The organism is Allobosea sp. 10L417, assembly GCF_056395485.1.
The window spans coordinates 112,538-139,254 of sequence record NZ_JBFTJP010000002.1; the positions used below are offsets into that span (position 1 = coordinate 112,538).

Annotated in this window: 20 protein-coding genes; 9 read left to right on the forward strand and 11 right to left on the reverse strand. The window is 67.1% G+C overall.

What is annotated here, in order from left to right:
* The first annotated feature begins 296 nt into the window (after nt 1-296).
* The 5 genes from AC1DE3_RS06745 to AC1DE3_RS06765 all read left to right on the forward strand — a co-directional run bounded on the left by AC1DE3_RS06745 (nt 297) and on the right by AC1DE3_RS06765 (nt 5,130).
* The gene (locus tag AC1DE3_RS06745; protein WP_441511086.1) at nt 297-1,442 is read left to right on the forward strand and encodes an MlaE family lipid ABC transporter permease subunit; all 1,146 of its coding nucleotides are present in this window, start codon (nt 297-299) and stop codon (nt 1,440-1,442) included.
* 2 nt (nt 1,443-1,444) lie between these two features.
* On the forward strand, nt 1,445-2,299 hold the full coding sequence (locus tag AC1DE3_RS06750; protein ID WP_441511087.1) for an ABC transporter ATP-binding protein: 855 nt from the start codon (nt 1,445-1,447) through the stop codon (nt 2,297-2,299).
* A gap of 3 nt (nt 2,300-2,302) precedes the next feature.
* A complete protein-coding gene (locus AC1DE3_RS06755; protein ID WP_476852276.1) occupies nt 2,303-3,445 on the forward strand; it encodes an MlaD family protein in 1,143 nt (380 codons plus the stop codon).
* A gap of 3 nt (nt 3,446-3,448) precedes the next feature.
* On the forward strand, nt 3,449-4,045 hold the full coding sequence (locus AC1DE3_RS06760; protein ID WP_476779823.1) for an ABC-type transport auxiliary lipoprotein family protein: 597 nt from the start codon (nt 3,449-3,451) through the stop codon (nt 4,043-4,045).
* Between the two features lie 371 nt (nt 4,046-4,416).
* Nucleotides 4,417-5,130 (forward strand): DNA helicase, encoded by a 714-nt coding sequence (locus AC1DE3_RS06765; RefSeq protein ID WP_441511090.1) that lies wholly within the window; start codon nt 4,417-4,419, stop codon nt 5,128-5,130.
* A 95-nt stretch (nt 5,131-5,225) separates the two neighbouring features.
* On the opposite strand, the gene AC1DE3_RS06770 is transcribed toward AC1DE3_RS06765, so the two are convergent.
* A complete protein-coding gene (locus AC1DE3_RS06770) occupies nt 5,226-11,456 on the reverse strand; it encodes an apolipoprotein A-IV repeat region-like domain-containing protein (RefSeq protein ID WP_476852277.1) in 6,231 nt (2,076 codons plus the stop codon).
* Nucleotides 11,457-11,709: 253 nt separating this feature from the next.
* On the opposite strand from AC1DE3_RS06770, the gene AC1DE3_RS06775 reads away from it, so the two are divergent.
* From AC1DE3_RS06775 to AC1DE3_RS06785, 3 genes are all read left to right on the forward strand, one after another.
* Nucleotides 11,710-12,048: an Hpt domain-containing protein gene (locus AC1DE3_RS06775; RefSeq protein ID WP_441511092.1), complete on the forward strand. Its 339-nt coding sequence runs from the start codon at nt 11,710-11,712 to the stop codon at nt 12,046-12,048.
* A gap of 82 nt (nt 12,049-12,130) precedes the next feature.
* The gene (locus AC1DE3_RS06780; protein ID WP_441511093.1) at nt 12,131-12,451 is read left to right on the forward strand and encodes a 2Fe-2S iron-sulfur cluster-binding protein; all 321 of its coding nucleotides are present in this window, start codon (nt 12,131-12,133) and stop codon (nt 12,449-12,451) included.
* 116 nt (nt 12,452-12,567) lie between these two features.
* Nucleotides 12,568-12,990 (forward strand): universal stress protein, encoded by a 423-nt coding sequence (locus tag AC1DE3_RS06785; RefSeq protein WP_441511094.1) that lies wholly within the window; start codon nt 12,568-12,570, stop codon nt 12,988-12,990.
* A gap of 3 nt (nt 12,991-12,993) precedes the next feature.
* Here the strand turns inward: AC1DE3_RS06785 and AC1DE3_RS06790 are convergent, their stop codons facing one another.
* The 10 genes from AC1DE3_RS06790 to xdhA all read right to left on the reverse strand — a co-directional run bounded on the left by AC1DE3_RS06790 (nt 12,994) and on the right by xdhA (nt 25,220).
* Nucleotides 12,994-13,593 (reverse strand): hypothetical protein, encoded by a 600-nt coding sequence (locus tag AC1DE3_RS06790; RefSeq protein ID WP_441511095.1) that lies wholly within the window; start codon nt 13,591-13,593, stop codon nt 12,994-12,996.
* Nucleotides 13,594-13,648: 55 nt separating this feature from the next.
* Nucleotides 13,649-14,824 carry a vWA domain-containing protein gene (locus tag AC1DE3_RS06795; RefSeq protein WP_476779825.1) on the reverse strand — a complete coding sequence of 392 codons (1,176 nt, stop codon included), beginning with the start codon at nt 14,822-14,824 and terminating at the stop codon, nt 13,649-13,651.
* Nucleotides 14,825-14,971: 147 nt separating this feature from the next.
* On the reverse strand, nt 14,972-15,244 hold the full coding sequence (locus AC1DE3_RS06800; protein ID WP_265052451.1) for an HU family DNA-binding protein: 273 nt from the start codon (nt 15,242-15,244) through the stop codon (nt 14,972-14,974).
* 326 nt (nt 15,245-15,570) lie between these two features.
* On the reverse strand, nt 15,571-16,650 hold the full coding sequence (locus AC1DE3_RS06805; RefSeq protein ID WP_476779826.1) for a BMP family ABC transporter substrate-binding protein: 1,080 nt from the start codon (nt 16,648-16,650) through the stop codon (nt 15,571-15,573).
* Nucleotides 16,651-16,681: 31 nt separating this feature from the next.
* The gene (locus AC1DE3_RS06810; protein ID WP_476852278.1) at nt 16,682-17,605 is read right to left on the reverse strand and encodes an ABC transporter permease; all 924 of its coding nucleotides are present in this window, start codon (nt 17,603-17,605) and stop codon (nt 16,682-16,684) included.
* A 184-nt stretch (nt 17,606-17,789) separates the two neighbouring features.
* Complete coding sequence (locus AC1DE3_RS06815; protein ID WP_441511099.1) at nt 17,790-18,854, reverse strand: ABC transporter permease; 1,065 nt, start codon at nt 18,852-18,854, stop codon at nt 17,790-17,792.
* A complete protein-coding gene (locus tag AC1DE3_RS06820; RefSeq protein WP_441511100.1) occupies nt 18,847-20,394 on the reverse strand; it encodes an ABC transporter ATP-binding protein in 1,548 nt (515 codons plus the stop codon). Before AC1DE3_RS06820 ends, AC1DE3_RS06815 begins: the two co-directional genes overlap by 8 nt.
* Nucleotides 20,378-21,220, reverse strand: a complete 843-nt coding sequence (xdhC, locus tag AC1DE3_RS06825; RefSeq protein ID WP_476852279.1) for a xanthine dehydrogenase accessory protein XdhC — start codon at nt 21,218-21,220, stop codon at nt 20,378-20,380. The genes AC1DE3_RS06820 and xdhC overlap by 17 nt, the downstream gene beginning before the upstream one ends.
* Nucleotides 21,221-21,394: 174 nt before the next feature.
* On the reverse strand, nt 21,395-23,737 hold the full coding sequence (xdhB, locus tag AC1DE3_RS06830) for a xanthine dehydrogenase molybdopterin binding subunit (RefSeq protein WP_441511102.1): 2,343 nt from the start codon (nt 23,735-23,737) through the stop codon (nt 21,395-21,397).
* A complete protein-coding gene (gene xdhA / locus AC1DE3_RS06835; protein WP_476852280.1) occupies nt 23,730-25,220 on the reverse strand; it encodes a xanthine dehydrogenase small subunit in 1,491 nt (496 codons plus the stop codon). The genes xdhB and xdhA overlap by 8 nt, the downstream gene beginning before the upstream one ends.
* A gap of 117 nt (nt 25,221-25,337) precedes the next feature.
* On the opposite strand from xdhA, the gene guaD reads away from it, so the two are divergent.
* Complete coding sequence (gene guaD, locus AC1DE3_RS06840) at nt 25,338-26,657, forward strand: guanine deaminase (RefSeq protein ID WP_441511104.1); 1,320 nt, start codon at nt 25,338-25,340, stop codon at nt 26,655-26,657.
* Nucleotides 26,658-26,717 lie beyond the last annotated feature (60 nt).

Here is a 26,717-nt window from a genome sequence, read left to right on the forward strand (position 1 = left end):
CTTCGATCAACCGGCCGAATCAACGGCCGTCGGGATTTTCCAAAAGCGAGGCTGCTCCACGATTGTTTAAGAAATTGCTGCTTCCGGCGCCGGCGTCAGCGAGACGCTTGCGAAAAAGGCCGATTCTATGGCCCTTCGGCAACGTTTGCCGGCGGAAGTGCGTTGGGCATTGCCCTATGCTTGCCAAGTGCCTTGGTCGCGGCAATACAGAGCTTGAGGGGTCGATTTCGACGCGAGAGACTGGTGTTGCGCAGCCGCGAGGCTGCCCTGGGCAGGGCGAGGGACGTCATAGCGACATGGCGAGCGTTGATACCGCCGAACCGCAGACGATCATCCGCTCCGATGCCGGGACGGTCTCGGTGGCGCTTGCCGGTTCCTGGAGCGCCGACCGTGCGCCGCGCATCGAAAAGCTGATCGCCGAGATCGGCGAGGATCTGCGGCAGGCGCGGCATGTGCGGCTCGATCTTTCCGGCGTCAGTCGTCTCGACACGCTCGGTGCCTATGTCCTCAATCGCTTGAAGGAGCGGCAGGAGAGGGAGGGCGCGGCTGTCGATATCGTCAGCGACAAGCCCGAGCATGCCATCCTGCTTGCGGAGGTCCATGTCCATGACGCGGACCTGCAGGCGTCGCAGCGACATTTCCGGGTGGTCGACATCCTCGTCGATATCGGGGAAGCGGTCGTGCGCTTCGGCCGCGACATGGTCGGCGGCGCCATGTTCCTCGGCGAGGTCGTGGTTGGCTCCATTGGCGTCGTTCTCGGTCCGCGCAAGTTCCGTGGGCCGTCCCTCGTCAACCAGATCGAGCTGATCGCCTTCAACGGCGCGCCGATCATCATGCTGATCTCGTTCCTTGTCGGGTGCATCGTCGCGCAGCAGGGCATCTTTCAGCTTCAGCAGTTCGGCGCCGCGGCTTTCGTCGTCAACCTGACCGGCATCCTAATCCTGCGCGAGCTCGCCGTGCTCCTGACCTCAATCATGATCGCGGGCCGCTCGGGCTCGGCCTTCACCGCCGAGATCGGCTCGATGAAGATGCGCGAGGAGATCGATGCTCTGCGTGTCATGGGCCTCGATCCGATCGAAGTTCTGGTCGTGCCGCGTATTCTCGCTCTGATCATCTCGCTGCCGATCCTGACCTTCATCTCGGCCATGGCGGGCCTTGTCGGCGCCGGCCTCGTCGCCTGGCTCTATGGCGGCATCGGGGTCGATACCTTCCTCGCCCGGCTGCAATCGGTCATCACCTGGAAGCATTTCGCCGTCGGGCTGATCAAGGCGCCGTTCATGGCCTTCGTCATCGGGCTGATCGCCTCGATCGAGGGCTTGGCGGTTCAGGGCTCGGCGGAGTCGCTCGGACGCCAGGTCACGGCTTCGGTGGTGAAGGCGATCTTCATGGTCATCGTCGTCGACGGCCTCTTTGCCATGTTCTTCGCGTCGATCGAGTTCTGACGATGGCTTTCCCCGACAGATCTCCGGCTCCTGCGCCGCAACCCGTTTCATCGGCGGAAAACCCGAAGGCGGGGGAGCCCGAAGCGGTCATCCGGGTGCGCAATCTCAAGGTTGCCTTCGGTGAGAAGGTCATCATGGACGGCCTCGATCTCGACGTGCTGCGCGGCGAGATCCTGGGCTTCGTCGGCGGCTCGGGGCAGGGCAAGTCGGTGCTGACGCGCACGATCCTCGGCTTGGTCCAGAAGGCGCGCGGAACCATCGAAGTCTTCGGCGAGAACGTCGATACGCTGACGCCGCAACAGCGGCGCGTGGTGGAGCGCCGCTCGGGCGTGATGTTCCAGCAGGGCGCGCTGTTCTCGGCGCTGACGGTGAAGCAGAACATCCAGGTGCCGATGCGCGAATATCTGCATCTTTCACCTCACCTGCTCGAAGAGCTGGCGATGGTGAAGCTCGATCTCGTGGGATTGCCGCTCGATGCGGCGGACAAGGTTCCCTCGGAGCTGTCGGGCGGCATGATCAAGCGCGCAGCGCTCGCCCGGGCGCTTGCGCTCGACCCGGAGATCGTATTCCTCGACGAACCGACATCGGGGCTGGACCCCATCGGCGCGGCGGAGTTCGACGACCTCATCATGACCCTGAAGAAGACTCTCGGGCTGACCGTCTTCATGGTGACCCATGATCTCGACAGCCTGTATCATGCCTGTGACCGAATCGCCGCGCTTGCGGACAAGAAGGTGATCGCGGTTGGCCCGCTGGCGACGATGCTGGCGTCGGATCATCCGTGGCTTAAGGCGTATTTCGGTGGCGAGCGCGCCATGGCCCGGCTGCCGGCCGGGGAACGGGAACGAAACGGCTAGGGCATGGAATCGCGCGCCAACTACGCACTCGTCGGTCTCTTCACGCTCGCGGTCCTGGCCGCGGCGTTCGGCTTCGTCTACTGGTTCAACAGTGGCGCGGCCGGGCGCAGGGAGAGCGTGCGCGTCATCTTCACCGGCACCGTGACCGGCCTAGGCCGCGGTTCGAGCGTGCTGTTCAACGGATTGCGCGTCGGCGAGGTCACCAGCATCGAGCTTCAGCCGGACGATCCGCGCCGCATCTACGCCGTCATTCAGGTCGCCAGCACGACGCCGCTGCGCGAGGATACCCGCGCCCGCATCGAGGCGCAGGGCCTGGCCGGTGTGGTCGCGCTCCAACTGATCGGCGGTGCCCCGGACGCCCCGGTGCTGACCGCCAAGCCCGGCGAGCCGATGCCGACGATCATCGCCGAGCGTTCCGAACTGCAGGACATCATCGAGACCGTGCGCAACGTCGCGCAGAAGGCCGACACGATGCTCACCTCGCTCGACGGGCTGATCAAGCAGAACGCCGGTCCGCTCAATAACACCGTCCGCAATGTCGAGAAGTTCTCGGAGGCGCTGGGCAAGAACTCCGACGGTCTCGACAAGCTGATGGCCGGCTTCAGCAACATCGCCGAGACGATTCAACCCCTCTCGCAACGGCTTCAGACTCTGAGCGAGGAGCTGACCGGGGTGGTGCGCTCGGTCGATCGGCAGAAGGTTGCGGCCATCATCGAGAACGTCGACAAATTCACGGGCGCGCTCGGCGGTTCGAGCGCCGACGTTGCGAAGGTGGTCAAGGATGCCGCCTCGATCTCGGCCAAGCTCGACAAGGCGGCCGACCAGGTCGAGGGCGTGTTGAAGGCGGCGCAGGGCTTCCTCAACGCCGGCGCCGGCGGGGAAGGCCGCAGCGCGTTCCAGGAGGTCGCCGACGCCGCCAAATCGATGCGCGTGCTCGCCGACAATCTCGACAAGCGCACGGCCGAGATCACCGCCGGTATCAACCGCTTCACCGGGCCGGGGCTGCGGGATGTCGAAGCCTTGGCCTCGGACGGCAAGAAAACCMTGACCGAAATCAACCGGACATTGCGCAATTTCGAGCGCAATCCGCAGCAGCTCATCCTCGGCGGCAAGCCGCCGCTCCCGCAATACAATGGATCCCGCTAAGCGATGACGATCGAGGCAGCGCTCTTCCCGGCGACGAAGGCTCGCCTCACGGCCCTCCTGCTGGTCACCGGCGCCATGCTTGCAGGCTGCAGCGGTCCGACACCGACGACGTTCGACCTCTCGGCACCGAGCGGCTTCGGCAAGGTCGGCGGCTCGCGCGCCGTGATGGTGGTAGCCGAGCCGACCACGGTGCAGGCGCTCGATTCCGATCGGGTCATCGTCAGGGATTCGGGCGGGGCCCTTTCCTTCGTCGGCGGAGCTCAGTGGGCCGATCGCATCCCCGCGCTGGTGCAGGCGAGGCTTATCCAGACCTTCGAGAATGCCAGCCGCATCGGCTCCGTTTCGGCGCCAGGCCAGCGCATCCAGCCGGATGTGCAGCTCAACACCAACATCCGCAGCTTCAACATCGACGCTGCGACCGGGATGGCGGTGGTCGAGATCACCGCCCGGATCGTTGGCGATCAGAGCGGCAAAATCCAGCGCGCGCGCCTGTTCTCGGCCCGCGTGCCGGCCAGCTCTGTCGACGGGGCGGGAGCCGCGCAGGCGCTCGACCGGGCGCTGTCGCAGGTTCTGATCGAGATCGTGCGCTGGGCGCGCTGAGCCTGCCCGGCCGGCATCGGCCTGAGCATTTTCGAGCGAAGTGGCCTCGGTTCGCGTGAAGAAAATGCGTCCAATCAAAGGGCTATAGCATCGGACCGAAAAGTGGAATCCACTTTTCGAAGAAATCCGATGTTAAAACAAAGAGATAGATCGCCACTTCGCATCCGAGAGGACGCGCGGCGATCCAGAGCATTTCCGCGCTTCGAAGATGCGCGGAAATGCTCTAAATTCTGATTCCGGCTCGGCCCGAGCCTCCCCCCTCCAGCCGGGGAAGTATGATCATACAGGGCATTTCGACGATCTGACCGACTGTCCGGGCATCACGCATGAGGAGGGATTGCGCTCGCTGCCCGCGATAGGAGGTTCATGTCATGACGTTGTCGGCCCCGATCCATCAACTGAAGCGCAGAGCCAGGCTGTTGAGCCGCAGAGAGCGGATTCCCCTCCACGCCGCTCTCGACCGTATCGCGACAGATGAAGGGTATCGCAGTTGGAGCTTGCTTGTCGCGAAGCTGCCCCGAACCGAAACGGCCCACGCGCTGTTGTCTCGCTTTACGCCGGGCGATCTCGTCCTGATGGCCGGGCGGCCGGGCCAGGGCAAGACGCTGGCGAGCCTTGGCCTACTGGCGGAAGCCATGAGAGCTGGCCGTCGTGGCGCCTTCTTCACGCTCGAATACACGCCGCTCGACGTGGCGGGCCGCCTGCGTGCGCTCGGCATCGAGCCGGATGAGTTCGCCGGCCTGTTCGACTGCGATTGCTCCGATGCGATCAGCGCTGACCACATCGTGGGAACGCTGGCGACGGCGCCGCGCGGCACGGTGGCGGTCATCGACTACCTGCAACTGCTCGACCAGCGGCGCGATACCCCGGAGCTGGCGCTTCAGGTGAGGGCGTTGCGAGCCTTCGCGCGGGAGAGGGGGCTGATCCTCATCTTCATCTCGCAGATCGACCGGTCCTACGATGCCTCGGGCAAGCCGTTTCCGGACATCGCGGATGTGCGGCTGCCCAACCCGCTCGACCTGTCGCTCTTCGACAAGGCCTGCTTCCTCAACCGGGGCGAGGTGTGCTTCCGCGCCGCGGCGTAGAGTCAGCTGATCTTATCCGGAACCACCATCTCGCAAAAGGAAAGGCCGCCCTCTCGGGCGGCCTTTGTCGTTCCAGTCCGCAGGGAACCGGCCGCCTACTCGAAGCGGCCGCTGGCATGGGCCAGCATGGTGTAGACCTTGCCGGTTTCCGAAGTCAGGTAGGTCTTGGCCACCATCGAGTCGCGGTCGTCCTTGGCCGCTTCGCCGAGCAGACGCTCGAACTCGTCGATGTAGCGATCGACCGTCTCCTTGAACTCCGGGTCGCGCCGGTACTTGCGGCGGATGTCGTCGAAGGTCTGCTGGCCCTGCAGCGTGTAGAGCCGGCGGGTGAAGACGTTGCGCTCGCCGCGCTTGTAGCGATCCCACAGCTCGACGGCGGCGTCATGGTCGATCATCCGCGCGATATCGACGGAGAGCGAGTCGAGCTTCTCGATCGAATGGGTCGTCGGCTTGCTGGGCTCCGGCTGCTTGTCCTCGCGCGAGGCGCGGCTGAGCAGATCGGAGAGCCAGCCGGCTTTGGCGGGCTGCTGCACCGTCGCGTCGGGCTGCCGGCGCGGGGCCTCCTGGGTCGGAGCCGGGCGGCTCGGCGCAGGAGTGGGCTCGCTGCGGGGCTCCGCGCGAGGGGTGGCGACGCGCGCCGTCTCGGCCGAGGCATCGAGCGAGGGGCGCAGCAGAGGTTCCGCTGCCGCCGGCTTCGGCTGCGGCGCCGGCGTGAAGGCCGGAGCCGACTGCGGGGCCGGGGCAGGGGCGGCGGCGACCGTTGCCTTGCGGCTCACGACGGCGTCGATCGGCAGCGAGACGTCGCCGCGCCGGCCGGAACGCGTCACGATCTCGGTGAGATCGTTCAGCGCCTTGATCTGCTCGGCCACGACACGCCGCATCGCAGAGGTCGATTCCTGTGCCTCCTTCGGCAGCTCGAGCACGCCGCGCTTCATTTCTGCCCGCGTTGCCTCCAGCTCGCGCTGGATGTCGCCGGTGATGCCGCGCATGTCCTGCGCCGCCTTCTGGAAGCGCTCGGTCACCTTGGCGAGCTCGCCGCTGATCTCGGTCGAGACCTGGGTATAGGCCTCGCGCAGGGCTTCCGCGGTGCGCTCGCGTTCCTTGCCGGTCGCGGCGCGGATCGTCTCGAACTGCTGCGCGATGGCGCTCGTCGTCGATTCGGCCGAGTCGGAGAGCACGGTGCCGATCTGGCGCGCTCGCGCCTCGGCGGTGCCGAGCGACTCGTCGATCAGCGAAGCGAAGGAGCGGGTGATCGCCTCGACATCGTCGGTGCGGTTGGCGATCAACCCATGGAGCTGCTCCAGCGCATCGCGGCGCTCGGCCAGCGCCTTGCCGACGCGTCCTTCGATCTGTTCGAGCCGGCCGGCAACGGCGTTGAGCGCAGCACTGCTGGCCTGCGTCGCCTCGTTGAGCGAGGTGCCGCGATTGTCGAGCTGGCCGATCAGGGCCGTCGTCTCGCGCAGGGTGCCTTCCGAGTAGCTCTTCAGCTCCGCGATCTGCGCCGTGACCTGCTGCGAGGCGTTGCCTGCCTCCGTCATCACGGTGCCGATGACGTTCTGCAACTCGCCGACGCGGGTCGACAGGCTGTTCTCGACGGCGGCCAGGTTCTTGTTCGCGCCGTTGACGATCTGCTGCATCAGCTTGTTGGCTTCGCCCAGGCGGCCGAGCATGCCGCCGAGCTCCTCGCGCAGCTGCTCGTTCGTGCTGACCAGGGCCTCGACCGACTGCTTCGAGCTGGCCTCAAGCGTCTCGCGCAGCGCGTTGGACGAAGCCTCGACCGCATTGGCGATGGCCGCGCCGCGGTCACGCAGCCCGGCGACGATGGCGTTGCCGCGGCTTTCGAGCGCGCGCACCACCGTTTCCCCGACCRTGGCGAACTCGGCGGCCAGCGCCTCACCACGCTCATTCAACGCCTCGACGGCGCCATTGCCCTTGGCGTCGAAGACTGCGCGCAGCGCCTCGACCCGTTCGTCGAGCGACTGGGTCAGCGTTTCGCCCTGGCGGCCGAGCACTTCGACAAGGCCGTGGCCCTTGGCGTCGAACGCGGTCCGCAGCGCATCCGTCTGCTCCTCCAGCGAGTTCGCGATCGCCGCGCCCTGGCGTTCGAGCGCGGTGACGACGCCGGTGCCCTGATCCTCGAAGATCGCGCGCAGCTGCTCGGCACGCTGGTCGAGCGCACCGGAGATGGCGTCGCCGCGCCGGCCGAGCGCCGCGACGATTCCCAGGCCGCGATCGTCGAACAGGGTACGCAGTTGCTCGGCGCGCTCGCTGAGAGCGGCCGCGATGGCTTCGCTCTGTTGGGCGAGCGAGGAGACCATGCCGTTGCCCTGGTTGTCGAAAAGCGCGCGCAGCTCCTGCGCCCGTTCCGACAACGTGGCTGCGATCGCCTCGGAGCGTCCCTGCAGCGTCGTCGCGATTTCGTCGCCACGGCTGTCGAGCGTGTGAGAGACGGTGTCGAGCCGGTTGACGACGCGCTCCTCGAAGCGCGCGACGCTCTGGTCGAGCGTATCGGCGATCTGCAGGGCGCGGCCGCCCAGCGTGGCGTTGATGCTGTCCGCCTTGTCGCTGAGCGTGCGCGTCAGCGACTCGCTCTTCGAGGTCACGACCTCGCCGATCTCGTCCGCCTTGGCGGCAAGCGCGCGGGTGACCTCGCGGCCGCCCTCTGCCAGCACGCGGGCGATGTCGACCGTGCGTTCCACCAGCGCCTCGTTGAGGGCAGTGGCCCGCGAGCCGAGGCTGCCGTCGATGCGGGCGATCAGGCTGTCGAGCGCGCCGGCGATCTCGGCGCTCTTGGCGCCCGAGCGGTCCTCGAACAGCTTGATCTGGCCTTCCATCGCATCCGCGGCTTCGCGGGTGCGGCTGGCGAGGAGCTCTGCGGCTTCGAGCGCGCGGGTGCCGACCTTGTCGGCGAGCGTGACGCCGTCCTCGGAGATCAGCTTCTCGACCTGGGCGATGCCGCTATGCAGCGCCTCGGTGAGCTCGCGGGCATCGCCGGAGATCTTGGCGGTGAGCGCACCGCCCTGACGGACGATCAGGTCCTCGAAGGCGCTCAGGCGCGCGCCGAGGGCGGTCTCGACCTCGCGGCCCTGCGTGTCGAACAAGGTGGCCAGCGCCGAGAGGCGGGCGCCGAGTGCGGTGTCGATGTCGCGGCCCTGCGTGTCGAACAGGGTGGACAGCGTCGACAGGCGGGCGCCGAGCGCGGTGTCGATCTCGCGGCCCTGCGTGTCGAACAGCGTGGACAGCGTCGCCATGCGCGAGCCGAGCGCGGTCTCGATCTCGCGGCCACGCTCGTCGAAGAGGCGAGTCAGCGCGTCGTGGCGCTGCGCCAGGGCTTCGGTCAATGCCTGGGCGCGGCCCTCGACCGAACGCAGCATCGATTCCGCGTTGGCGGAAAGCGCTTCGTTGACGCGTCCGCCCTGCTGGGTGAGCGCCATCACGATCTCGCGGCCGGTGCCGGCGAGCATGGTGCGCGCGTCCTCGGCATGGATCGTGAAGGTGTCGCGCAGGCCCTGCGTCGCCTCGAAGACGCGGTCGGCGACATGGCGGCCGTCGACATTGATCGTCTCGGTGAGCGTGCGGGTCGCCTCGGTCATGCGGCGCGCCAGATCTTCGCTCTGCTCGCCGAGCAGGGTGTGGACCTCGCGACCGGTGCTGACGAGGTCGCGGACCATCGTCTCGCGCTGCTCGCCGAGCAGGGCACCGACCTTGTCGCCGGTCTCGCCGATGCTCGCGAGGAAACCCGTCTGCTGCTGTTCCAGTGCGTTCTGCGCGGCTTCGACGCTGCCGGTGATGCGCTGGGCGAGCACCATGCCGCGCTCTTCCAGCTTCTGGTCGATGCTCTCGCCGGTTTCGGCGAGGCGGGAGATCAGCGCGTTGCTGCGCTCGGCCAGGATGCCGTGCACGGAACGGCCGACATCGGCGACGCGGCTCGCCAGAGCCTGGCTCTCGCTGCCGAGCAGATCCTTGATCTCGAGGCCTGCCTGCGAAACCTTCACGGTCATTGCGCCGGCCTGCTCTTCCAGCAGGGCGCTGACGCGCATGCCGGTCTCGGAGAGGCCGGAGATCAGGCGCTCGCTCTGGTGGCCGACGACGTTGCCGACGTCCTGGCCGGCCTGGGTCAGGCGGCCGACGAGCAGGTCGCTCTCGTCGCGCAGGCGGGTCTCGACGGTGTTGACGGCACCCGACACGCTGGCGACCAGCGCCTCGCTGCGCTCCGAGAGCAGCCGGGCGACATCAGCGCCGGCATCGGAAACGCGGGCGACGGTGGCATCGCCTTGTTCGCCCATGAGCGCGGTCAGGTTGCGGCTGGCTTCGGAGACGTTGGCGACGGCCGCTTCGCTGCGTTCCACGAGCAGGCGGGCCAGCTCGCTGCCAGCCTCCGAGACGCGGGCCACGGCGGAACCGCTTTGCTGGCCGACGAGGTTGGCGAGTTCGTTGCCGGCGCCGGAAACGCGCTCGACGAGCTTCTCTGCCTGCTGGTCGAGCAGAGCATGCACGGTCTCGCCGGTTTCGCCGAGGCGATCGACCAGCTTGCCTGCCTGCTCGGTGAACAGGCCGTGCACCTGGCCGGCGACATCGGTGATGCGGCCGGTGAGCGCATCGCCATGCTTCTCGACGGCATTGCTCAGCGTCTCGCTGGCGTCGTTGACGCGCAGGATGATCGCCTCGCTGCGCTCGCGGAGCACGTCGTCGACGGTCCGAGCGGTGTCGTTGAGGCGGCCGACCAGCGTGTCGCCATGCGTGCCGATAAGGGAATGGACGCTCTCGCCGACCTGCGTGAGGCGGCTGGCGATGGCCTCGTTCTGGCGGATGAGCAGGCCGTTGACGCCGCGGCCGACCTCGGCAAGGCGGGTGGTGACGCTCTCGCCCTCGTCGGAGAGGGCGCTGCGCAGCGCCTCGCCGGACTCCGACAGGCGCTTCTGCAGGGCTTCGCTCTGGCTCTCGATCAGCGCGACCATATTGCGGCTGCTGGTCTCGAAACGCTCCGCCGCCTCGGTCCCGCGGGCGGAGATGTCCTTGGCCAGCGTCTCGCCGGTGCTCTTCAGGGTCTCGTTGACGACATCGACGCGGGCGGTCAGCGACTCCGCGACCTGCGCGCCGGTCTCGCTGATGGCGCGGGTGACGCCCTGGGCGCTGGCTGTCAGACCTTCGGTCAGCGAAGCGCCCGTGCGTTCCAGCGAGCCTGCGATCTCCTTGGCGCGACCGTCGAGCATGGTCGAAAGATTGTCGCTGGCGCCGGCCAGCCGCTCGGAGACCTCGCCCGAAGTCACCTGCAGCCTCTCGACGAGATCATGTCCGCGGCCGCTGATCTCCTCGACCATCCGCTCGCCGGCCCGGCCGAGCGCCTGGGTGATCTGGTCGCCCTTGGCCCCGAGCGAACCGGTGACGCGGTCGCCTGCCTGCGCGACGGCCTCGGCGATGACACGGCTGGCGCTGTCTAGGTCCTTGGCGAGCCCGTCATGCGCGCCGCTGATCGCGAGCTTGACGCGCTCGGCATTGCCGACCACGGCCTCGCGCTGGGTGACGAGTTCGTCGATCAGGGAACGCAGCCGGATTTCGTTGTCGGCATAGGCGCGCTCGAGCGTCGAGATCTCGCCGCGCACGATCGTCTCCAATTCGCCGGCGCGCGCCACGGCGCGCTCGATGCCGTCGCCCATGGCGGCGACCTCGCGGCGGATGGTCTGGCTGAGCGACAGGACGGAATCCGCCCCTGCGACCTCAGGCTCGGCGAGACGCAGCGCGACCTCGGTCATCGCCCGCGAGATCAGGCGCATCTCCTGCGTACGGCGATAGAGCGCCGCCAGCACGAAGAAGAACACGACCGGCGCACCGATCGAGAGCGCAAGCAGTGTCCATTCGCCGATGCCGAAATTGGCGACCGGCTCGGGAAGACCATTGCTGAAGGAGCCGTAGCGGCCGAACAGCACGAAGGCCGCGCCGCCCAGCCAGGCGAGCGAGGCGAGCGCGGCGAACCAATAAGGCTTGCGCGACGGGCGGACGGCGAAAGCCTGCACCAGCGAGCTGGAATCGCGGCGGTCGTCATTGGCGACGCGGGTGGTGTCGGGCGCAAGCGCAGCGCTGGCGCGCGGCTGCGCCGGGGGAGGGGTTACGGGCGCGGGCTGCGCGGCGGCAGCTGCAGGCTCGACACGCGGCAATTCGAGCTTGAGATCATTCTCGCTGGTGATGGGAAGCCGGGGCTCGGCGCTGACCAGCGTCTCCGTCTCGCCTCTGGCGATATCGGATTGGGGCTGGTCGAGTCGAAGCGCCTCCTCGATCGCCGACATCGCAGCTTCAGTGGGATCCTGGAGCTTCTTGGGTCGATTCATCGTTGCCGCCTCGCCACGCTACTGACGATGGACGCGAAAGCCCGTCCCCGTCGCCCCTTGCCGCCTCTGGCCGGGATGATCGGAGACACTGCGCCCATCATTTACCAATTGGAAGGGTAGTGGAGCCCCGTAACCTTGGAAACCCATTTGAGTGCTCGATTCACAAACGTCGTTAACGCCTCGTTCACCATCAAGTCGCTTCTTGGAGTGGGTGAGACCGCCCATGCGGCGATCCGATGTTCACGAGTTGCCCATGCCCCAGAGCGCGATCGATACCGAGCATCTTCACCGCCAGACCGGCGGCGATCATGAGCTCGAGCGCGAATTGCTCACCCTGTTCGCCCAGCAATGCGTGGCGCATCTTCGCACCATCCACGGCAGCGCGGACACGCAAGCTCGGATGGACGCGGCGCACACCTTGAAGGGCGCTGCCCGCGCCATTGGCGCCTGGCAGGTCGCCCAAGCGGCAGATCGGATCGAGCACAGCCTCGGCGATGCGGAGCCGCGTCTGACCGAGAGCGCTCTCGATGAACTAGCCCTGGCCGCCGCCGAGGCACGGGCGGCGATCGCGCGCTTCGACTGCGCGGCCTGAACCGGCGCTGCGGCGGAAAAGCCCGTTCCGTGCCGCTTTGAAATGCTCTAAGCGAGGCCGTCATAGCGCGCCGGAGTTTCTTATGCCGAACATCACCTTCATCGACGCTCACGGAGAGAGCCGCACCGTCGAGGGCGAAACGGGCTCCACGGTGATGGAAACGGCGATCCGCAACGCGATTCCCGGTATCGAGGCCGAATGTGGCGGCGCCTGCGCCTGCGCCACCTGCCACGTCTATGTCGACGATGCCTGGATGGAAGCCGTCGGCCATGCCGAGCCGATGGAAGAGGACATGCTGGACTTCGCCTTCGACGTCCGGCCGACCTCGCGTCTCTCCTGCCAGATCCGGATCAGAGACAATCTTGACGGGCTGGTCGTGCGCACCCCCGCGCGCCAGGGTTGAAACTCCGCTGACCGACCGGCGCGCGGCGCCCTGCCGCAGCGCGCATTTTGCGCTGGATCATGGCGCGCGTGCTGGCAAACTCCAGAATGGTTCTGCAACCAGCCTTGGAGGATACGATGTACAAGTCGATTCTGGTTCCCGTCGATCTGGCGGAGGCCGATCTAGCCAAGCCAGCGATCGCTGCCGCCGTATCCTTCGCCAAGATATCGGGCGGCGTGGTGCGGCTGGTCTATGTCCGCTCGCTGATCCCTGTCACGTACATGGAATTCGTCCCTGCTGATTTCGATTCCGAACAGCAGCAGGACGCCGAAGCGAAGCTTGCCGAAATCGCTGCCACGGTCGACCTGCCGGCCGATCAGGTCTCGGCGAAGGTGCTGTTGGGCTCGGTCCATGGCGAGGTGCTGGCCGAGGCTGATGCGGCCGGGGCCGATCTCATCGTCATCGGCTCGCACGAGCCCGGCATGCTGGCCTACGTCATCGGCTCGAACGCCTCCGCCATCGTGCGCCGGGCCAAGTCCTCGGTGCTGGTGGTGCGCTGAGCGTTAGCCGGGGCGGCCGGGAACGAGGCTGTCGGGCACTTCGCCGGTCGCGAGTTCGCGCGGCCGGTTGAGGCTGACGAGCGGCCAGACCTGCCAGAACGAGGCCGCGACCAGCAGCAGGCCGAGCAGCCCGGCATTGGTCGCTCCCTGCTGGAAGGCGCGCAACGTGAAGGCGGCGAGCATCAGCAGCGACACCGCGCCCACGAACACGACGCCGAGCCAGAGCGGCTTCGGCCGCCCGGCGACGAAGCGGGCGCGCGGGTTGGCCCGTGCGATTGCGGCTGACAATGCCGAGACGAAGCGGTGATAGCGCGCATCGTCGCGATCGAGGTCCGTCAGCGAGCGCCATGACAGGTTGCCGAAAGTCACGGTCCGGCCGTCGCTGAGCCTTAGCTGCGTCTTGTAGCCCTTGGACGAGATGTTGCCTGGCGCATAGACGAAACGCACCTGCTCGACGGCGCTGAGCCTGACGCTGTCGACGCGGCGCGTCCGATCGATCTCGAGGGTGTCGCCGTCGAGCCTGTAGCTGATCTCGAATCCGACAGGCTTCGGGCGTTGGCGCCAGCTCGGGGCAGGGGCGTCGTCGTCGTGGTTGTTCGTCATGGCGGGCAGTTAGAGCATTCCGGCCGCCCAAGGGAAGCGGGCCGATCGTCGTGGTTCAGCGCGCCAGAACTCTCATCGCACCATCGAGGCCGTCGAGCGTCAGCGGGAACATGCGTCCGCCCATCAACCCGCCGATTTGACGGATCGATTGCGTATAGTTCCACAGATGCTGCTGGACCGGATTGAGCCAGACCGATTTCGGGAACTTGTTCACCAGCCTGTTCATCCAGACCTCGCCGGCCTCCTCGTTCCAGTGCTCGACCGAGCCGCCGGGCATCGCGATCTCGTAGGGACTCATCGAGGCATCGCCGACGAAGACGAGGCGGTAATCGGCCGGATAGGTCCGCAGCACGTCCCAAGTCGGGATGATCTGGTCGTGACGGCGGCGGTTCTCTTTCCAGACGCGCTCATAGGGGCAGTTGTGGAAGTAGAAATGCTCGAAATGCTTGAACTCGGCCCGCGCCGCCGAGAACAGCTCCTCGGCCAGCTCGATATGCCAGTCCATCGAGCCGCCGACATCGAGGAAGAGCAGCACCTTCACGGCGTTGCGTCGCTCCGGCCGCAGCTTGACGTCGAGATAGCCGTGCTTGGCCGTCTCGCTGATCGTGTTGTCGAGGTCGAGTTCCTCGGCCGCGCCCGTACGGGCGAAGCGGCGCAGCCGCCTCAATGCGACGCGCAGGTTACGCACGCCGAGCTCGCGCGTGTCGTCGAAATCCTTGAACTCGCGCTTGTCCCAGACCTTCACCGCTCGGAAATTGCGGTTCTTGTCCTGACCGATGCGGATGCCTTCGGGATTGTAGCCATAGGCGCCATAGGGTGAGGTGCCGCCGGTGCCGATCCATTTGTTGCCGCCCTGGTGACGGTCCTTCTGCTCTGCGAGCCGCTGCTTCAGCGTCTCCCAGAGCTTGTCCCAGCCCAGCGCATCAATCTGCGCCTTTTCCTCGTCGGTCAGGAATTTCTCGGCGAGCTTGCGCAGCCATTCCTCGGGAATGCCGGCTTCCTCGATCGCCTGGCCCAGCGTCTCCATGCCCTTGAATACCTGGGCAAAGACCTGGTCGAACTTGTCGAGATGGCGCTCGTCCTTCACCAGCGTAGCGCGGGCGAGATAGTAGAATTCGTCGACCTTGTGCTCGGCGAGGTCGGCCTCGACGCCTTCGAGCAGCGTCAGATATTCGCGCAGGGTCACGGGGACCTTGGCGGCGCGCAGATCGGTGAAGAGGCGAAGGAACATGGAGCCAGCGTCATTCTCGGGCGGAGCGAAGCGTAGACCCGAGAATCTCGTCGAAGAGATGCTCGGGTCAAGTCCGAGCATGACGGCGAGACTCAAGCGGCGTTCGCGCTAGGGAACGCGAACGCCGCTCGATCCCGATGGATGGCGTTACGCCACCGCGTCGGCGAGGTCCTTGGTGACCTTGAACTTCACGACGGTCTTGGCCGGAACCTTGATGGTCGCGCCGGTCGACGGATTGCGGGCCTCGCGGGCCTCGCGCTTGGCGGCGGAGAGCTTGCCGATGCCGCCGAGCGTGACGTCGTCGCCGCTCTTGAGTGTCTTGGCGACGGTCGTGCCGAGAGAGGCCAGGATGGCGGAGACGTCCGCCTTCGTCTTGCCGGTCTCATCCGCGATGGCGGCGATCAGTTCGTTCTTGGTCATGAAATCCTCCTTGAGAAGGTGCTTCAGGCGTCGCGTGCTGGACTACGGCCGTTCATGCTCGTTTCCGACACGAGCGACCGCGACACATGGATGCTATTCGCGGCGCGCAACTCACGCAGTTGCCACGGTTATCGCGGAAAGACGATGCCCGCGGCGGTAGATACGCACAGGAAACGGCTTCGTTCCGTCGATAATAGGGTCGATAATGCCGATTTCTACGGGGGTAGGCACTCCCGGGACCATTCCCTGACGGTGAAAGGCAAACAAGGACCTGCGAATCGTGCCGCCGGCGGGAGCAAGCCCGCCGGCGCCGATGGAGAGCGGAATCAGGCCTGGATGCCGTCGACGTACCAGTCCATCTTGGAGAGCATCTCGTCGCTCGCCGTCTCGCCGGCCTTGAGGCGAACCTCGCCCTTCTGATCCTTCAGTTCGCCGGTGAAGGGGTGCAGCGTGCCGGCCGAGATGCTCTTGATCACCTCGTCGGCGGCCGCGCGTGCCGCGGGCGTGACCGCGTCGTTGTACGGCGCGATCCTGACCATTCCTGCCTTCAGGCCGCCCCAGACGTCGCCGGTCTTCCAGCTGCCGTCCATGACATCCTTGACGCGCTTGATGTAGTAGCCCGACCAGTCGTCGACGATGGCGGTGAGATGGGCCTTCGGCGCGAAGGCCTTCATATCGGAGGCCTGGCCGAAGGCGAAGACGCCGCGCTGCTCGGCCGCCTGCAGCGGAGCCGCCGAGTCGGTGTGCTGCGTGATCATGTCCGCGCCCTGGTCGATCAGCGCCTTGGCGGCGTCGGCTTCCTTGGCGGGGTCGTACCAGGTCGAGGCCCAGACGACCTTGGTCTTGAAGTTCGGGTTCACCTTCCGAGCGGCGAGGTGGAAGGCGTTGATGCCCATCACCACCTCCGGGATCGGGAAGGAGGCGACGTAGCCGGCCTGACCGGTCTTCGACATGTGGCCGGCGATGGTGCCGATCACGGCGCGGCCCTCATAGAAGCGCGCATTGTAGGTGGCGACGTTCTCGGCGCGCATATAGCCGGTGGCGTGCTCGAACTTGATCTTCGGGAACTGCTTGGCGACCTGGATCGTCGGGTTCATGAACCCGAAGGAGGTCGAGAAGATCAGCTGGTTGCCGGCCTGGGCGAGCTGGCGCAGTGCGCGGGCGGCATCAGGGCCTTCCGCGACGTTCTCGATGAAGCTGGTCTTGATCTTCGCGCCGTATTCCTTTTCCAGCGCGAGCCGGCCCTGGTCATGCGTCCAGGTGTAGCCGTGGTCGCCGATGGGGCCGACATAGATGAAGCCCACGCCGAGCGGCGACTGTGCCGAGGCGCCGCGGCCGAGGATCGGCAGGGTGGTGGCTGCGGCCGCGCCGAAGGTCAGCCTGCGGCGGGTGATGATGCTGGTCATGTCCTATAACTCCCCGTAGTCGGATGCGGCGTCAGGACGCCGAGAAGGGTTTGCCGAGGCAGGCAGGCGCGTCGAGCCGGYCGGTCTTTCGTCCTAGCGACATCATGGTCAGAACCGCAATGGTCGCAAGGTAGGGGGCCATCGCCAGCACCTCCGGCGCGAGCCAGGTCACGCCGGCGGCCTTGGCCTGTAATTCGAGCGTCATCACGGCACCGAAGAGATAGGCGCCGAGCAGCAGTCGCCCCGGCTTCCAGGCCGAGAACACGACGAGCGCCAGCGCGATCCAGCCGCGTCCGGCGGTCAGCCGGTCCGCCCACATCGGCGTCAGCGCCAGCGAGAAATAGGCGCCGCCGAGCCCGGCCAACGCACCGCCGAAGGCGATCGCCGCGTAGCGGATCGCGATCACGGGATAGCCGATGGCGTGGGCGGAGGCATCGTTCTCGCCGACAGCGCGCAGAATAAGTCCCGGGCGCGTGCGGTGCAGGAAGTAGCTGACGCCCGCGACGAGTGCCAGCGAGAGATAGACGAGGATGTCGTGGCCGAAGATCACCCGGAGCAGCGGGTGTTCCGAAAGCGCCGCCGGAAACACCGGCTGCAGGCGCGTCACGGTGCGCCCGACGAAGCCGGCGCCGATCAGGGAGGAGGCGCCGATGCCGAAGATCGTCAGCGCGAGGCCCGTCGCGACCTGATTGGCCATCAGCGAGAGGGCGAGCACGGCAAAGACCATCGAGGCAGCGATACCGGCGCAGGCGGCCGCGACGAGGCCAATGCCAGTGCTGCCGGTCGAGAAGGCGACGGCGAAGCCGGCGACCGCGCCGCACAGCATCATGCCCTCGACGCCGAGGTTGAGCACGCCTGCCTTCTCGGCGACGAGCTCGCCCAGCGCCGCCAGCAGCAACGGCGTCGAAGCCGCGATCAGGGTCATCAGGATGGAGACGAGCATGGCCGTCGTCATGCGCTCCCCCTCGTCATTCCGGGGCATCGCGAAGCGATGAGCCCGGAACCCATGAACACAGGTTCTTGTCCAGATATGCTAGCCCGAACCCGGCGATTCCTGCGGCTTGGCCGGTGTTCATGGGTTCCGGGCTCGGCCCTGCGGGCCGCCCCGGAATGACGGCGAGGTTCCGTCGCGAAACGCATCACACCGCCCTCCGCTTCCAGACGATGCGCCAGCGGACCAGCACGTCCGTCGCGAGCAGCATGAACAGCAGCGTGGCCTGGAACATGCCGGTCGCGGCCTGCGGCAGCCGAACCGTCGATTGCGCGATCTCGCCGCCGACATAGGTCGCGGCCAGCACGAGGCCGCCGAAGACGATGCCGAGCGGATTGAGCCGGCCGAGGAAGGCGACGATGATCGCGGTGAAGCCGTAGCCGACCGGGAATTGCGGGGTGAGCTGCCCGAAGGGGCCGGCTGCCTCGAACAGCCCGGCGAGGCCGGCGAGCGCGCCGCTGATCAGCAGCGTCGCCCAGGTCGCGCGTGCGGCGCTGAAACCGCCATGGCGGGCGGCGGCGGGCGCAAGGCCGACGACCTTGATGGCATAGCCGGCGGTGGTCTTCTCCATCAGCAGCCAGGCGATGACGGCAAGGACGAGCGCGACCGGGATACCGAGATGGACGAGCGAGCCTTCGAGCACCGTCGGCAGCGTCTGGTCGGCCGTGAACATCCGCGTTTGCGGGAAATTGAAGCCGTCCGGGTCCTTCCACGGTCCGCGCACGAGGAAATACAGGAACTGGACCGCGACATAGGTCAGCATCAGGCTGGTCAGGATCTCGCTGACCTGCAGCTTGACGCGCAGGAAGGCGGGGATCGCGGCCCAGGCCATGCCACCGAGGATGCCGGCCAATACCATCGCGGGCAGGATCCACCAGCCGGTCATGTCGTAGGTCGCGAGCGCGACGCTGGTACCGGCGATGGCGCCCATGATGTATTGCCCCTCCGCGCCGATGTTCCAGACATTGGCGCGGAAGCCGATGGCCAGCCCAAGCGCGATCATGATGAGCGGCGCGCCCTTGACGCCGATATCGGCCCAGCGCTGCGGCTCCAGGAACGGCGTCAGAAAAATGCTCCCGACCGCATGGAAGCCGTCATAGCCCATGGCGGTGAAGACGATCATGCCGAGCAGCATGGTCAGACCGATCGCGATCAACGGGCTCAAGGCCAGCATCAGCGTGCTCGGCTCGCGGCGGCGGCGCCATTCAAGCATGAACGGCTCCCTCCGCGCCGTGGACGCCGCCCATCATCAGGCCGATCTCGTCGATGCCGAGGCTCGCGACCGGGCGCGGCGCCGAGAGCCGGCCTTCATTGATGACGCAGAGCCGGTCGGCAAGCTCGAGCAATTCGTCGAGATCCTGCGAGATCACCACCACAGCCGAGCCCTTGGCGGCGAGGTCGACGAGTTCCTGCCGGATCGCGGCGGCGGCGCCCGCATCGACCCCCCAGGTCGGCTGCGAGACCACGAGCACGGCCGGCTGCTGGCCGATCTCGCGGCCCATGATGAATTTCTGCAGATTGCCGCCCGAGAGCGAGCGGGCGAGCGCGGCATTGCCGGTGGTCCTGACATCGAAGAGCTTGATGACGCCATCGGCGAAGCGCCGGACGGCGCCCCGGCTGATGAAGCCGTGCGGCGCCAATGGAAGCCTGTGGCGCGCGGTCAGGACACCGTTGTCGGCGAGCGAGAAATCGGGCACCGCGGCGTGGCCGTTTCGCTCTTCGGGCACGCAGGCGAGGCCGAGCGCCCGGCGCGTCCCGGCGCCCTCCAGGCCGATGGCCCTGCCGTCGAGCCTGATCGCCTCGGCCCAGCCGGCGAGTTGCTCGCCCGAGAGCGCGGTCAGCAGCTCGGCCTGTCCGTTGCCGGCGACGCCGGCGATACCGAGGATCTCGCCCGCCCGCGCCTCGAAGGTAACGTTCTCCAGATCGGTGCCGAAAGGCGGCTCGCCCGGCAGCGAAAGCCCCTTGGCCTCCAATCGGACAGCGCCGCTGCCGGCCGTCTTGCCGTGCTCGATCTTGCGCAGCTCCGCGCCGATCATCAACTCGGCCATGCGCTTGGTCGTCTCGACCTTTGGATCGCAGGTCGCGACCACGCGCCCGCCGCGCAGGATGGTGGCGCTGTCGCAGAGCGCTTTGATCTCATGCAGCTTGTGCGAAATGTAGAGGATCGAGCAGCCCTGCGCCGCGATTTGGCGCAGCGTCTCGAACAGGCGCTCCACCTCCTGCGGCGTCAGCACCGAGGTGGGTTCGTCCATGATCAGCAGTTTCGGTTTCTGCAGCAGGCAGCGCACGATCTCGATGCGCTGGCGCTCGCCGACCGAGAGCGTATGCACCTCCCGCTCCGGATCCAGCGGCAGCGAGTAGGATTGCAGGATCGCCGCGACGCGGCGCTTCAGCTCCTCGCGATCCACCGCTTCGTCGAGCCCGAGCGCGATGTTCTCGATCACGGTCATCGCGTCGAACAGCGAGAAATGCTGGAAGACCATGCCGATGCCGAGCTTGCGCGCCGCCTTGGGCGACGGAATCGAGACGGCCGAGCCATTCCAGTGGATCGTGCCTTCGTCGGCCTGCTGCACGCCGTAGATGATCTTGACCAGCGTAGACTTGCCGGCGCCGTTCTCGCCGAGCAGGGCGTGGATCTCGCCGGGCCTGACGCTCAGGCTGATGTCTTCATTGGCTTTGACGCCGGGAAAGCTCTTGGAGATATGGGCGAGCGCCAGCCGCGGCGGCACTTCCTGCTCACGCGGCTGATTCATGTCTCGGGCGTCTCCCTCTCGCCGGTTCCCGGCGGCCAAGCAAGCAACGCACCAGCTCGGCTGTCGTCAAGGCCGCGATCACCTCCGGGCGCTTGTCGTCCACATCGGAACCGCCGATCGGGCAGGTCAATCGTGCCAGAGCCTCGCGTCGGCCGCCGCTGCGCAGAAAACTCGACTCGAAGCGGGCGCGCTTGGTCGCCGAGCCGATCATGCCGACATAGGCCGCATCGCCGCGCGCCAGCGCCGCCTCTGTCAGCCGGTAGTCCAGCGCGTGGCTGTGCGAGAGCACGACGAAGGCGGCCTTTGCCGGAGCGCTCGCGACCGCATCGACGGGATCGGCCATGCGGATGCAGGTGACGGCGGCTGGCAGCCCGCCCATGACGTCGTCGCGATCGTCGATCAGCGAAACCGAGAAGGGCAGGGGCGCCAGCGCATGGGCCAGGGCCCTGCCGGTATGGCCGGCGCCGAAGATCAGCACCGGTGGCCGCGCCGCTGCCGCCGCTTTCTCGCGGGCGCTGAACAGGGCGATCTCGGCCGTACCGGCATGGCGCAGCGAAACACGGACCCGCCCCCCGCAGCACTGTCCCATCTGCGGGCCAAGCGGAATGTCGAGCAGTTGGTCCTCGGCGCCCTCGCTCAGCATGTGCCGGGCGAGGTCGATGCAGTGGAATTCGAGTTGCCCGCCGCCGATCGTCCCGGCGATGGCACCGGGGCTCACGGCCATGCGGGCGCCGACCTCGCGCGGCGTTGAGCCTTCCGCCGCTTCGATCCGGACGAGCACGACGCCTTCGCGCTGATGGACATCAAGGAAGGCGGCGAGGGTCATGCGCTGCTCACCCGTCATTCCGGGGCAGGCCGCAGGCCTGAGCCCGGAACCCATAACCACAGGTCGAGAAGGAAAGGGCAGGCACTGTGACGCTCTTTCGAACGTCGTCGGCGGTTATGGGTTCCGGGCTCTCCGCTGCGCGAAGCCCCGGAATGACGGGGGAGGTTCCGAACCTCATCGCCCAGCCTCCGCCCGGACTCGCTCCACTGCATCCAGCACCCGCTCGGGCGTCGCCGGCGCATCGAGGCGCGGGCAGATCCGATAGTCGCCCACGCTCGCCACCGCATCCGACAGCGCGTGCAGAACCGAGATCGCCAGCATCAGCGGCGGCTCGCCCACCGCCTTGGAGCGGTGGATCGTCGGCTCGCGGTTCGGCGCATTCTCCAGCAGGTGGACGTTGAAGATGCGCGGCCGGTCGGAGGCGACGGGAATCTTGTAGGTTGAGGGCGCATGGGTCCAGAGCCGGCCCTTTTTATCCCAGACCAGCTCTTCGGTCGTCAGCCAGCCCATGCCCTGCACGAAGCCGCCCTCGATCTGGCCCTTGTCGATCGCGGGGTTCAGCGACTGCCCGCAATCATGGAGGATGTCGACACGCTCGACCTTGTATTCGCCGGTCAGCGTGTCGATCGCGACCTCGGCAGCCGCGGCGCCATAGGCGAAATAGTAGAAGGGGTGGCCGCGCCCGGCCTTGCGATCCCAATGAATCTTGGGGGTGGCGTAGAAGCCCGTCGCCGAAAGCTGGACGCGCGCCATATAGGCGGCGGCGACAAGTTCCTTGAAGGCGATCTCGCGAGCGCCGATCTTCACGCGCCCCTGCAGGAAGGCGATATCCTCTGGCAGTTCCTGCCAGTGCTTCGCGGCGAAGGCGGTGAGCCGCTTCTTGATCGTCTCGCAGGCGTCGAGCGCCGCCATGCCGTTGAGATCGGAGCCGGAGGAGGCGGCGGTGGCCGAGGTGTTCGGCACCTTGCCGGTCGTGGTCGCGGTGATCTTGATCTGGTCTAGCCCGATGCCGAAGGAATGGGCCACGACTTGCGCCACCTTGATGTAGAGCCCTTGCCCCATCTCGGTGCCGCCGTGGTTCAGCGCGACCGTGCCGTCCGTATAGACATGCACCAGCGCCCCGGCCTGATTGAACCAGGTCGCGGTGAAGGAGATGCCGAATTTCACCGGCGTCAGTGCGATTCCGCGCTTGACGATGGGGCTCGTTGCGTTCGCCTCGCGGATTGCCGTCTTGCGCGCCTGGTAGTCGCAGCGCCGCTCCAGATCGGCGATGATTTCGGCCGCGATGTTATCCTCGACCGTCTGGTGATAGGGCGTGACGTCGCGGCCTGCCCCGCCATAGAGATTGCGCCGCCGCACCTCCAGCGGGTCGAGCCCGGTCGCAAAGGCGACCTCCTCGATGAAGCGCTCGGCCCCGACCATGCCCTGCGGCCCGCCGAAGCCCCGGAAGGCCGTGTTCGAGCAGGTGTTGGTGAAGAGTGGCTCGGAGCGCGCGCGCACCGCCGGGTAGAAATAGCAATTATCCATGTGGAAGAGGGCGCGGTCGGTTACCGGCCCCGACAGGTCGGCGTTCCAGCCGCAGCGCGCTGCATAGACGGCATCGAGCGCATGGATGCGGCCGTCGTCGTCGAAGCCGATCTCGTAGTCGCAGACGAAATCATGGCGCTTGCCGGTGATCGCCATGTCGTCGTCGCGATCGGGCCGGAGCTTGATCGGCCGTTTGAGCTTGCGGGCGCAGAGCGCGGCGACGCAGGCGAAGAGATTGGCCTGCGTCTCCTTGCCGCCAAAGCCGCCGCCCATGCGCCGGACCTCGACCGTCACCGCATGCGAGCCGACGCCGAGCACGGCGGCGACCATGTGCTGGACCTCGCTCGGATGCTGGGTCGAGACCAGCACGGCCATGTCCTCGTCCTCGCCGGGGATCGCCAGCGCGACTTGGCTTTCGAGGTAGAAATGCTCCTGCCCGCCGATCGTCATCGAGCCCTTCAGCCGGCGCGGGCTCTCTGCGAGCGCGGCCGCGACATCGCCCCGTTCCAACTTGAGCGGCGCGGTGACCAGCTTGCCTCCCGCTTCGCGCGCGGTGGCGATGTCGATCAGCGGCTCTTCCTCGGCATACTCCGCCTTCGCCAGCGTTGCGGCGCGGCGTGCCTGCTCGCGCGTCTCTGCCGCCACGGCGAAGAGCGGCTGGCCGTGGAACAGGATGGCCTCGGTCGCGAAGACCGGTTCGTCATGCAGATGCGTCGAGGAGATGTCGTTGGCGCCGGGGATGTCCGCCGCCGTCAGCACGGCGACGACGCCCGGCGCGGCACGCACCGCCGTGAGATCAAGTGACCGCAATTTGCCATGGGCGATGGCGCTCGTGCCGAGATAGGCATGAAGCAGCCCTTCGGGCGCGGCGATGTCGTCGATATAAACAGCTTCGCCCGCGACATGCTTGGGCGCGGAGTCATGGATGCGGGCGCTGCCCACAGGGCCGCTCTCCAGTGCGATATCGAGCTTGTGGCGTGCGTCAGCCATGGGTGGCCTCCGCCAGCAGGCCGGCGACCCGCGTTTCGGTCGCGGGCTGCGTCGTCTCGATCAGAAAACGGCGCAGCAGGTTGCCGGCGATCTTCAGCCGATAATGCGCCGAGGCGCGCATGTCGTCGAGCGGTGAGAAATCCTGCGCCAGCGCGGCGACGGCGGCTGCGACGGCGCCGTCGTCCCACGCGCGGCCCACCAGGGCGGCCTCGGCAGCCGCCGCCCGCTTCGGGACGCCGGCCATGCCGCCATAGGCGAGGCGGGCTTCGCCGATGCGGCCATCCGGGCCGAGCTGCAGTCGGAAGGTGCTGCAGACGGCCGAGATATCCTCGTCGAAGCGTTTCGAGACCTTGGAGGCGTGGAAGAGCATCCCGGGGGCCAGCTTCGGCACCAGCACGGCCTCGACGAATTCGCCGTGGCGCCGGTCCTGCTTGCGATAGTCGAGGAAGAAGCGTTCGAGCGGTATGACGCGGCGCTCGATGCCGGCCTCGGCGCGTCGCGCCAGCACCAGCGTCGCGCCGAGCGCGATCAGGGCCGGCGGCAGGTCCCCGATCGGCGAACCATTGGCGATATTGCCGCCGACCGTGCCGGCATTGCGTACCTGCTCGCCGCCGAAGCGCCGCATCAATTCGTCGAGCTGCGGCGAAAGCCCGGCCAGCGCTGCGCGGACGTCGATATGGCCGGCCATCGCGCCGAAGCGGAGATGATCGCCCTCATCGGTGATCGCCCGCAGAGCCTCTACGCGTCCGAGATAGATCACCGGGTCGAGGCGCTTCATGGCCTTGGTGACCCAGAGCCCGACATCCGTCGCGCCGGCGACCAACGTCGCCTGCGGATGCGCGGCAATCACATTGGCGAGCGCCTCGACCGTCGCCGGGGCGTAGAAGCGCCCGCCTTCGCCCCGCAGGGCCAGCGTTTCCGTATCGTTCAGCGCGGCGAGTCTGTTCGCCACGGCCCCGCGTTCCTGCAGGAAGCGATCCGCATCCCGCGGCGCGATCTCGTCCATGCGGCGGCCTGCGGCAATGATCGGTTCGTAGCCGGTGCAGCGGCAGAGGTTACCGGCCAACGCATCCTCGATGCGCCCTGTGCTCGGCTCGACCTCGTTGAGCCTGAGCGCCAGCAACGACATCACGAAGCCTGGCGTGCAGAAGCCGCATTGCGAGCCGTGGCATTCCACCATCGCCTGCTGGACCGGGTGGAGGCTGCCATCCGTGCTCTTCAGATGCTCGACGGTCAGAACCTGGCAGCCGTACAGCGTCGGCAGGAAGCGGATGCAGGCATTGATCGCCTCGTATCGCAGATTGCCGCGGTCGAGCCGGCCGACGACGACGGTGCAGGCGCCGCAATCGCCTTCGGCGCAGCCCTCCTTCGTGCCGGTCATGCGCTGGTCGAGGCGCAGCCAGTCGAGCACGGTCAAAGTCGGGTCGCAGCGGTCGAGTTCGACCAACCTGTCGCCGAGCAGGAAGCGCAAGGTCTCACGCATCCCGCCCGCTCCGCTCGCATAGCCATTTCATGCCTGCAGATTAGGCACGATCCGCGCTTGGCCGGAAGCTTCGATTTGGTGCAGATGTGATGTGGAATTGTGCCGGAGTTGCCCGCCGTGACTGCACCCGCCGCCCTGCGCGCCCTGCGTGGCCGCCTGCTCTGGTTCGTCGATGATCCGGAAACAGCAGGCGAGGCTGCGCATCGCTATGTCCCCGACGGGCTGCTGGTCATCGAGAACGGTATGATCAAGGCGGCCGGCGAGGCGCGGGATTTGCTGCGGACGCTGCCGGCCGATGCCGAGATCATCGACCATCGCCCGCATCTGATCATGCCGGGTTTCATCGACGCGCACATCCACATGCCGCAGACGCAAGTTGTCGCCTCCTACGGCGCGCAACTGATGGAGTGGCTGAACAAATACACCTTCGTCGAGGAGCAGAAGCTCGCGCAGCAGGGACATGCCGAGAAGCTCTCGCGCTTCTTCCTCGACGAGCTCTTGGCAAACGGCACGACCACGGCGGCAGTCTATTGCTCAGTCCATCCGCAATCGGCCGAAGCCTTCTTTGCCGAATCTCAGCGCCGCAATACCCGCATGATCGCCGGCAAGGTGATGATGGACCGCAACGCGCCGGAGGCGCTGACCGACACGGCCGAGAGCGGCTATCGCGATTCGAAGGCGCTGATCGCGCGCTGGCACGGCAAGGGCCGGCAGCTCTACGCCATCACCCCGCGCTTCGCGATCACCTCGACGCCCGAACAGATGGCGGCGGCAGGAAGGCTCGCCGCGGAGCATCCCGACTGCCATGTCCAGACCCATATCGACGAGAACCGGGCCGAGATCGCCTTGGCCAGCGAGCTTTTTCCGCAGGCGGCCGATTATGCCGACATCTACCGGGGCTACGGGCTGCTCGGGCCTAAGAGCCTGATGGGGCACTGCATCCACATGACCCACAACGAATGGCAGGCCTTTGCTGAGACCGGCGCGGTTGCGGTGTTCTGCCCGACCTCGAACCTGTTCCTGGGCTCCGGCCTATTCGACTGGGCCCATGCCCGGCAGCGCGGCGTGGAGGTCGCCGTTGCGACCGATATCGGCGGCGGCACCTCCTATTCGATGCTGCGGACCATGGCCGAGGCCTACAAGGTGCTGCAGTTGCAGGGGCAGTCGCTTTCCGCTTTCGCGGCGCTTCACGCGATCACGCGCGGCAATGCCGTCGCGCTCGGCCTCGACCATCTGATCGGAGACTTCGAGCCTGGCCGCGAGGCGGATGTCGTCGTGCTCGACACCGGGGCGACACGCGCGATGGCCCATCGCATGGAGACGGTGCGCGATCTCGCGGAGGAGCTGTTTGTGCTCGTCACGCTCGGCGACGAGCGTAACGTGGCCGCGACCTATGTGATGGGGGAGCGGGCAGAGCGGCCCGGGGACGCCGTTTAGCGCCGCCCGTCATGGTCGGGCTCGTCCCGACCATCCACGTCTTTCTTCGTCGAGGGCGAC

What these genes read in the sequence shown, in the direction of transcription:
- AC1DE3_RS06800 (WP_265052451.1), bottom strand. Translation starts at nt 15,244, where the DNA reads ATGACCAAGAACGAACTGATCGCCGCCATCGCGGATGAGACCGGCAAG.
- AC1DE3_RS06795 (WP_476779825.1), bottom strand. Translation starts at nt 14,824, where the DNA reads ATGTTCCTTCGCCTCTTCACCGATCTGCGCGCCGCCAAGGTCCCCGTG.
- xdhC (WP_476852279.1), bottom strand. Translation starts at nt 21,220, where the DNA reads ATGACCCTCGCCGCCTTCCTTGATGTCCATCAGCGCGAAGGCGTCGTG.
- xdhA (WP_476852280.1), bottom strand. Translation starts at nt 25,220, where the DNA reads ATGCGTGAGACCTTGCGCTTCCTGCTCGGCGACAGGTTGGTCGAACTC.
- AC1DE3_RS06820 (WP_441511100.1), bottom strand. Translation starts at nt 20,394, where the DNA reads ATGAATCAGCCGCGTGAGCAGGAAGTGCCGCCGCGGCTGGCGCTCGCC.
- AC1DE3_RS06805 (WP_476779826.1), bottom strand. Translation starts at nt 16,650, where the DNA reads ATGACCAGCATCATCACCCGCCGCAGGCTGACCTTCGGCGCGGCCGCA.
- xdhB (WP_441511102.1), bottom strand. Translation starts at nt 23,737, where the DNA reads ATGGCTGACGCACGCCACAAGCTCGATATCGCACTGGAGAGCGGCCCT.
- AC1DE3_RS06815 (WP_441511099.1), bottom strand. Translation starts at nt 18,854, where the DNA reads ATGCTTGAATGGCGCCGCCGCCGCGAGCCGAGCACGCTGATGCTGGCC.
- AC1DE3_RS06760 (WP_476779823.1), top strand. Translation starts at nt 3,449, where the DNA reads ATGACGATCGAGGCAGCGCTCTTCCCGGCGACGAAGGCTCGCCTCACG.
- AC1DE3_RS06775 (WP_441511092.1), top strand. Translation starts at nt 11,710, where the DNA reads ATGCCCCAGAGCGCGATCGATACCGAGCATCTTCACCGCCAGACCGGC.
- AC1DE3_RS06785 (WP_441511094.1), top strand. Translation starts at nt 12,568, where the DNA reads ATGTACAAGTCGATTCTGGTTCCCGTCGATCTGGCGGAGGCCGATCTA.
- AC1DE3_RS06780 (WP_441511093.1), top strand. Translation starts at nt 12,131, where the DNA reads ATGCCGAACATCACCTTCATCGACGCTCACGGAGAGAGCCGCACCGTC.
- AC1DE3_RS06790 (WP_441511095.1), bottom strand. Translation starts at nt 13,593, where the DNA reads ATGACGAACAACCACGACGACGACGCCCCTGCCCCGAGCTGGCGCCAA.
- AC1DE3_RS06745 (WP_441511086.1), top strand. Translation starts at nt 297, where the DNA reads ATGGCGAGCGTTGATACCGCCGAACCGCAGACGATCATCCGCTCCGAT.
- AC1DE3_RS06765 (WP_441511090.1), top strand. Translation starts at nt 4,417, where the DNA reads ATGACGTTGTCGGCCCCGATCCATCAACTGAAGCGCAGAGCCAGGCTG.
- AC1DE3_RS06750 (WP_441511087.1), top strand. Translation starts at nt 1,445, where the DNA reads ATGGCTTTCCCCGACAGATCTCCGGCTCCTGCGCCGCAACCCGTTTCA.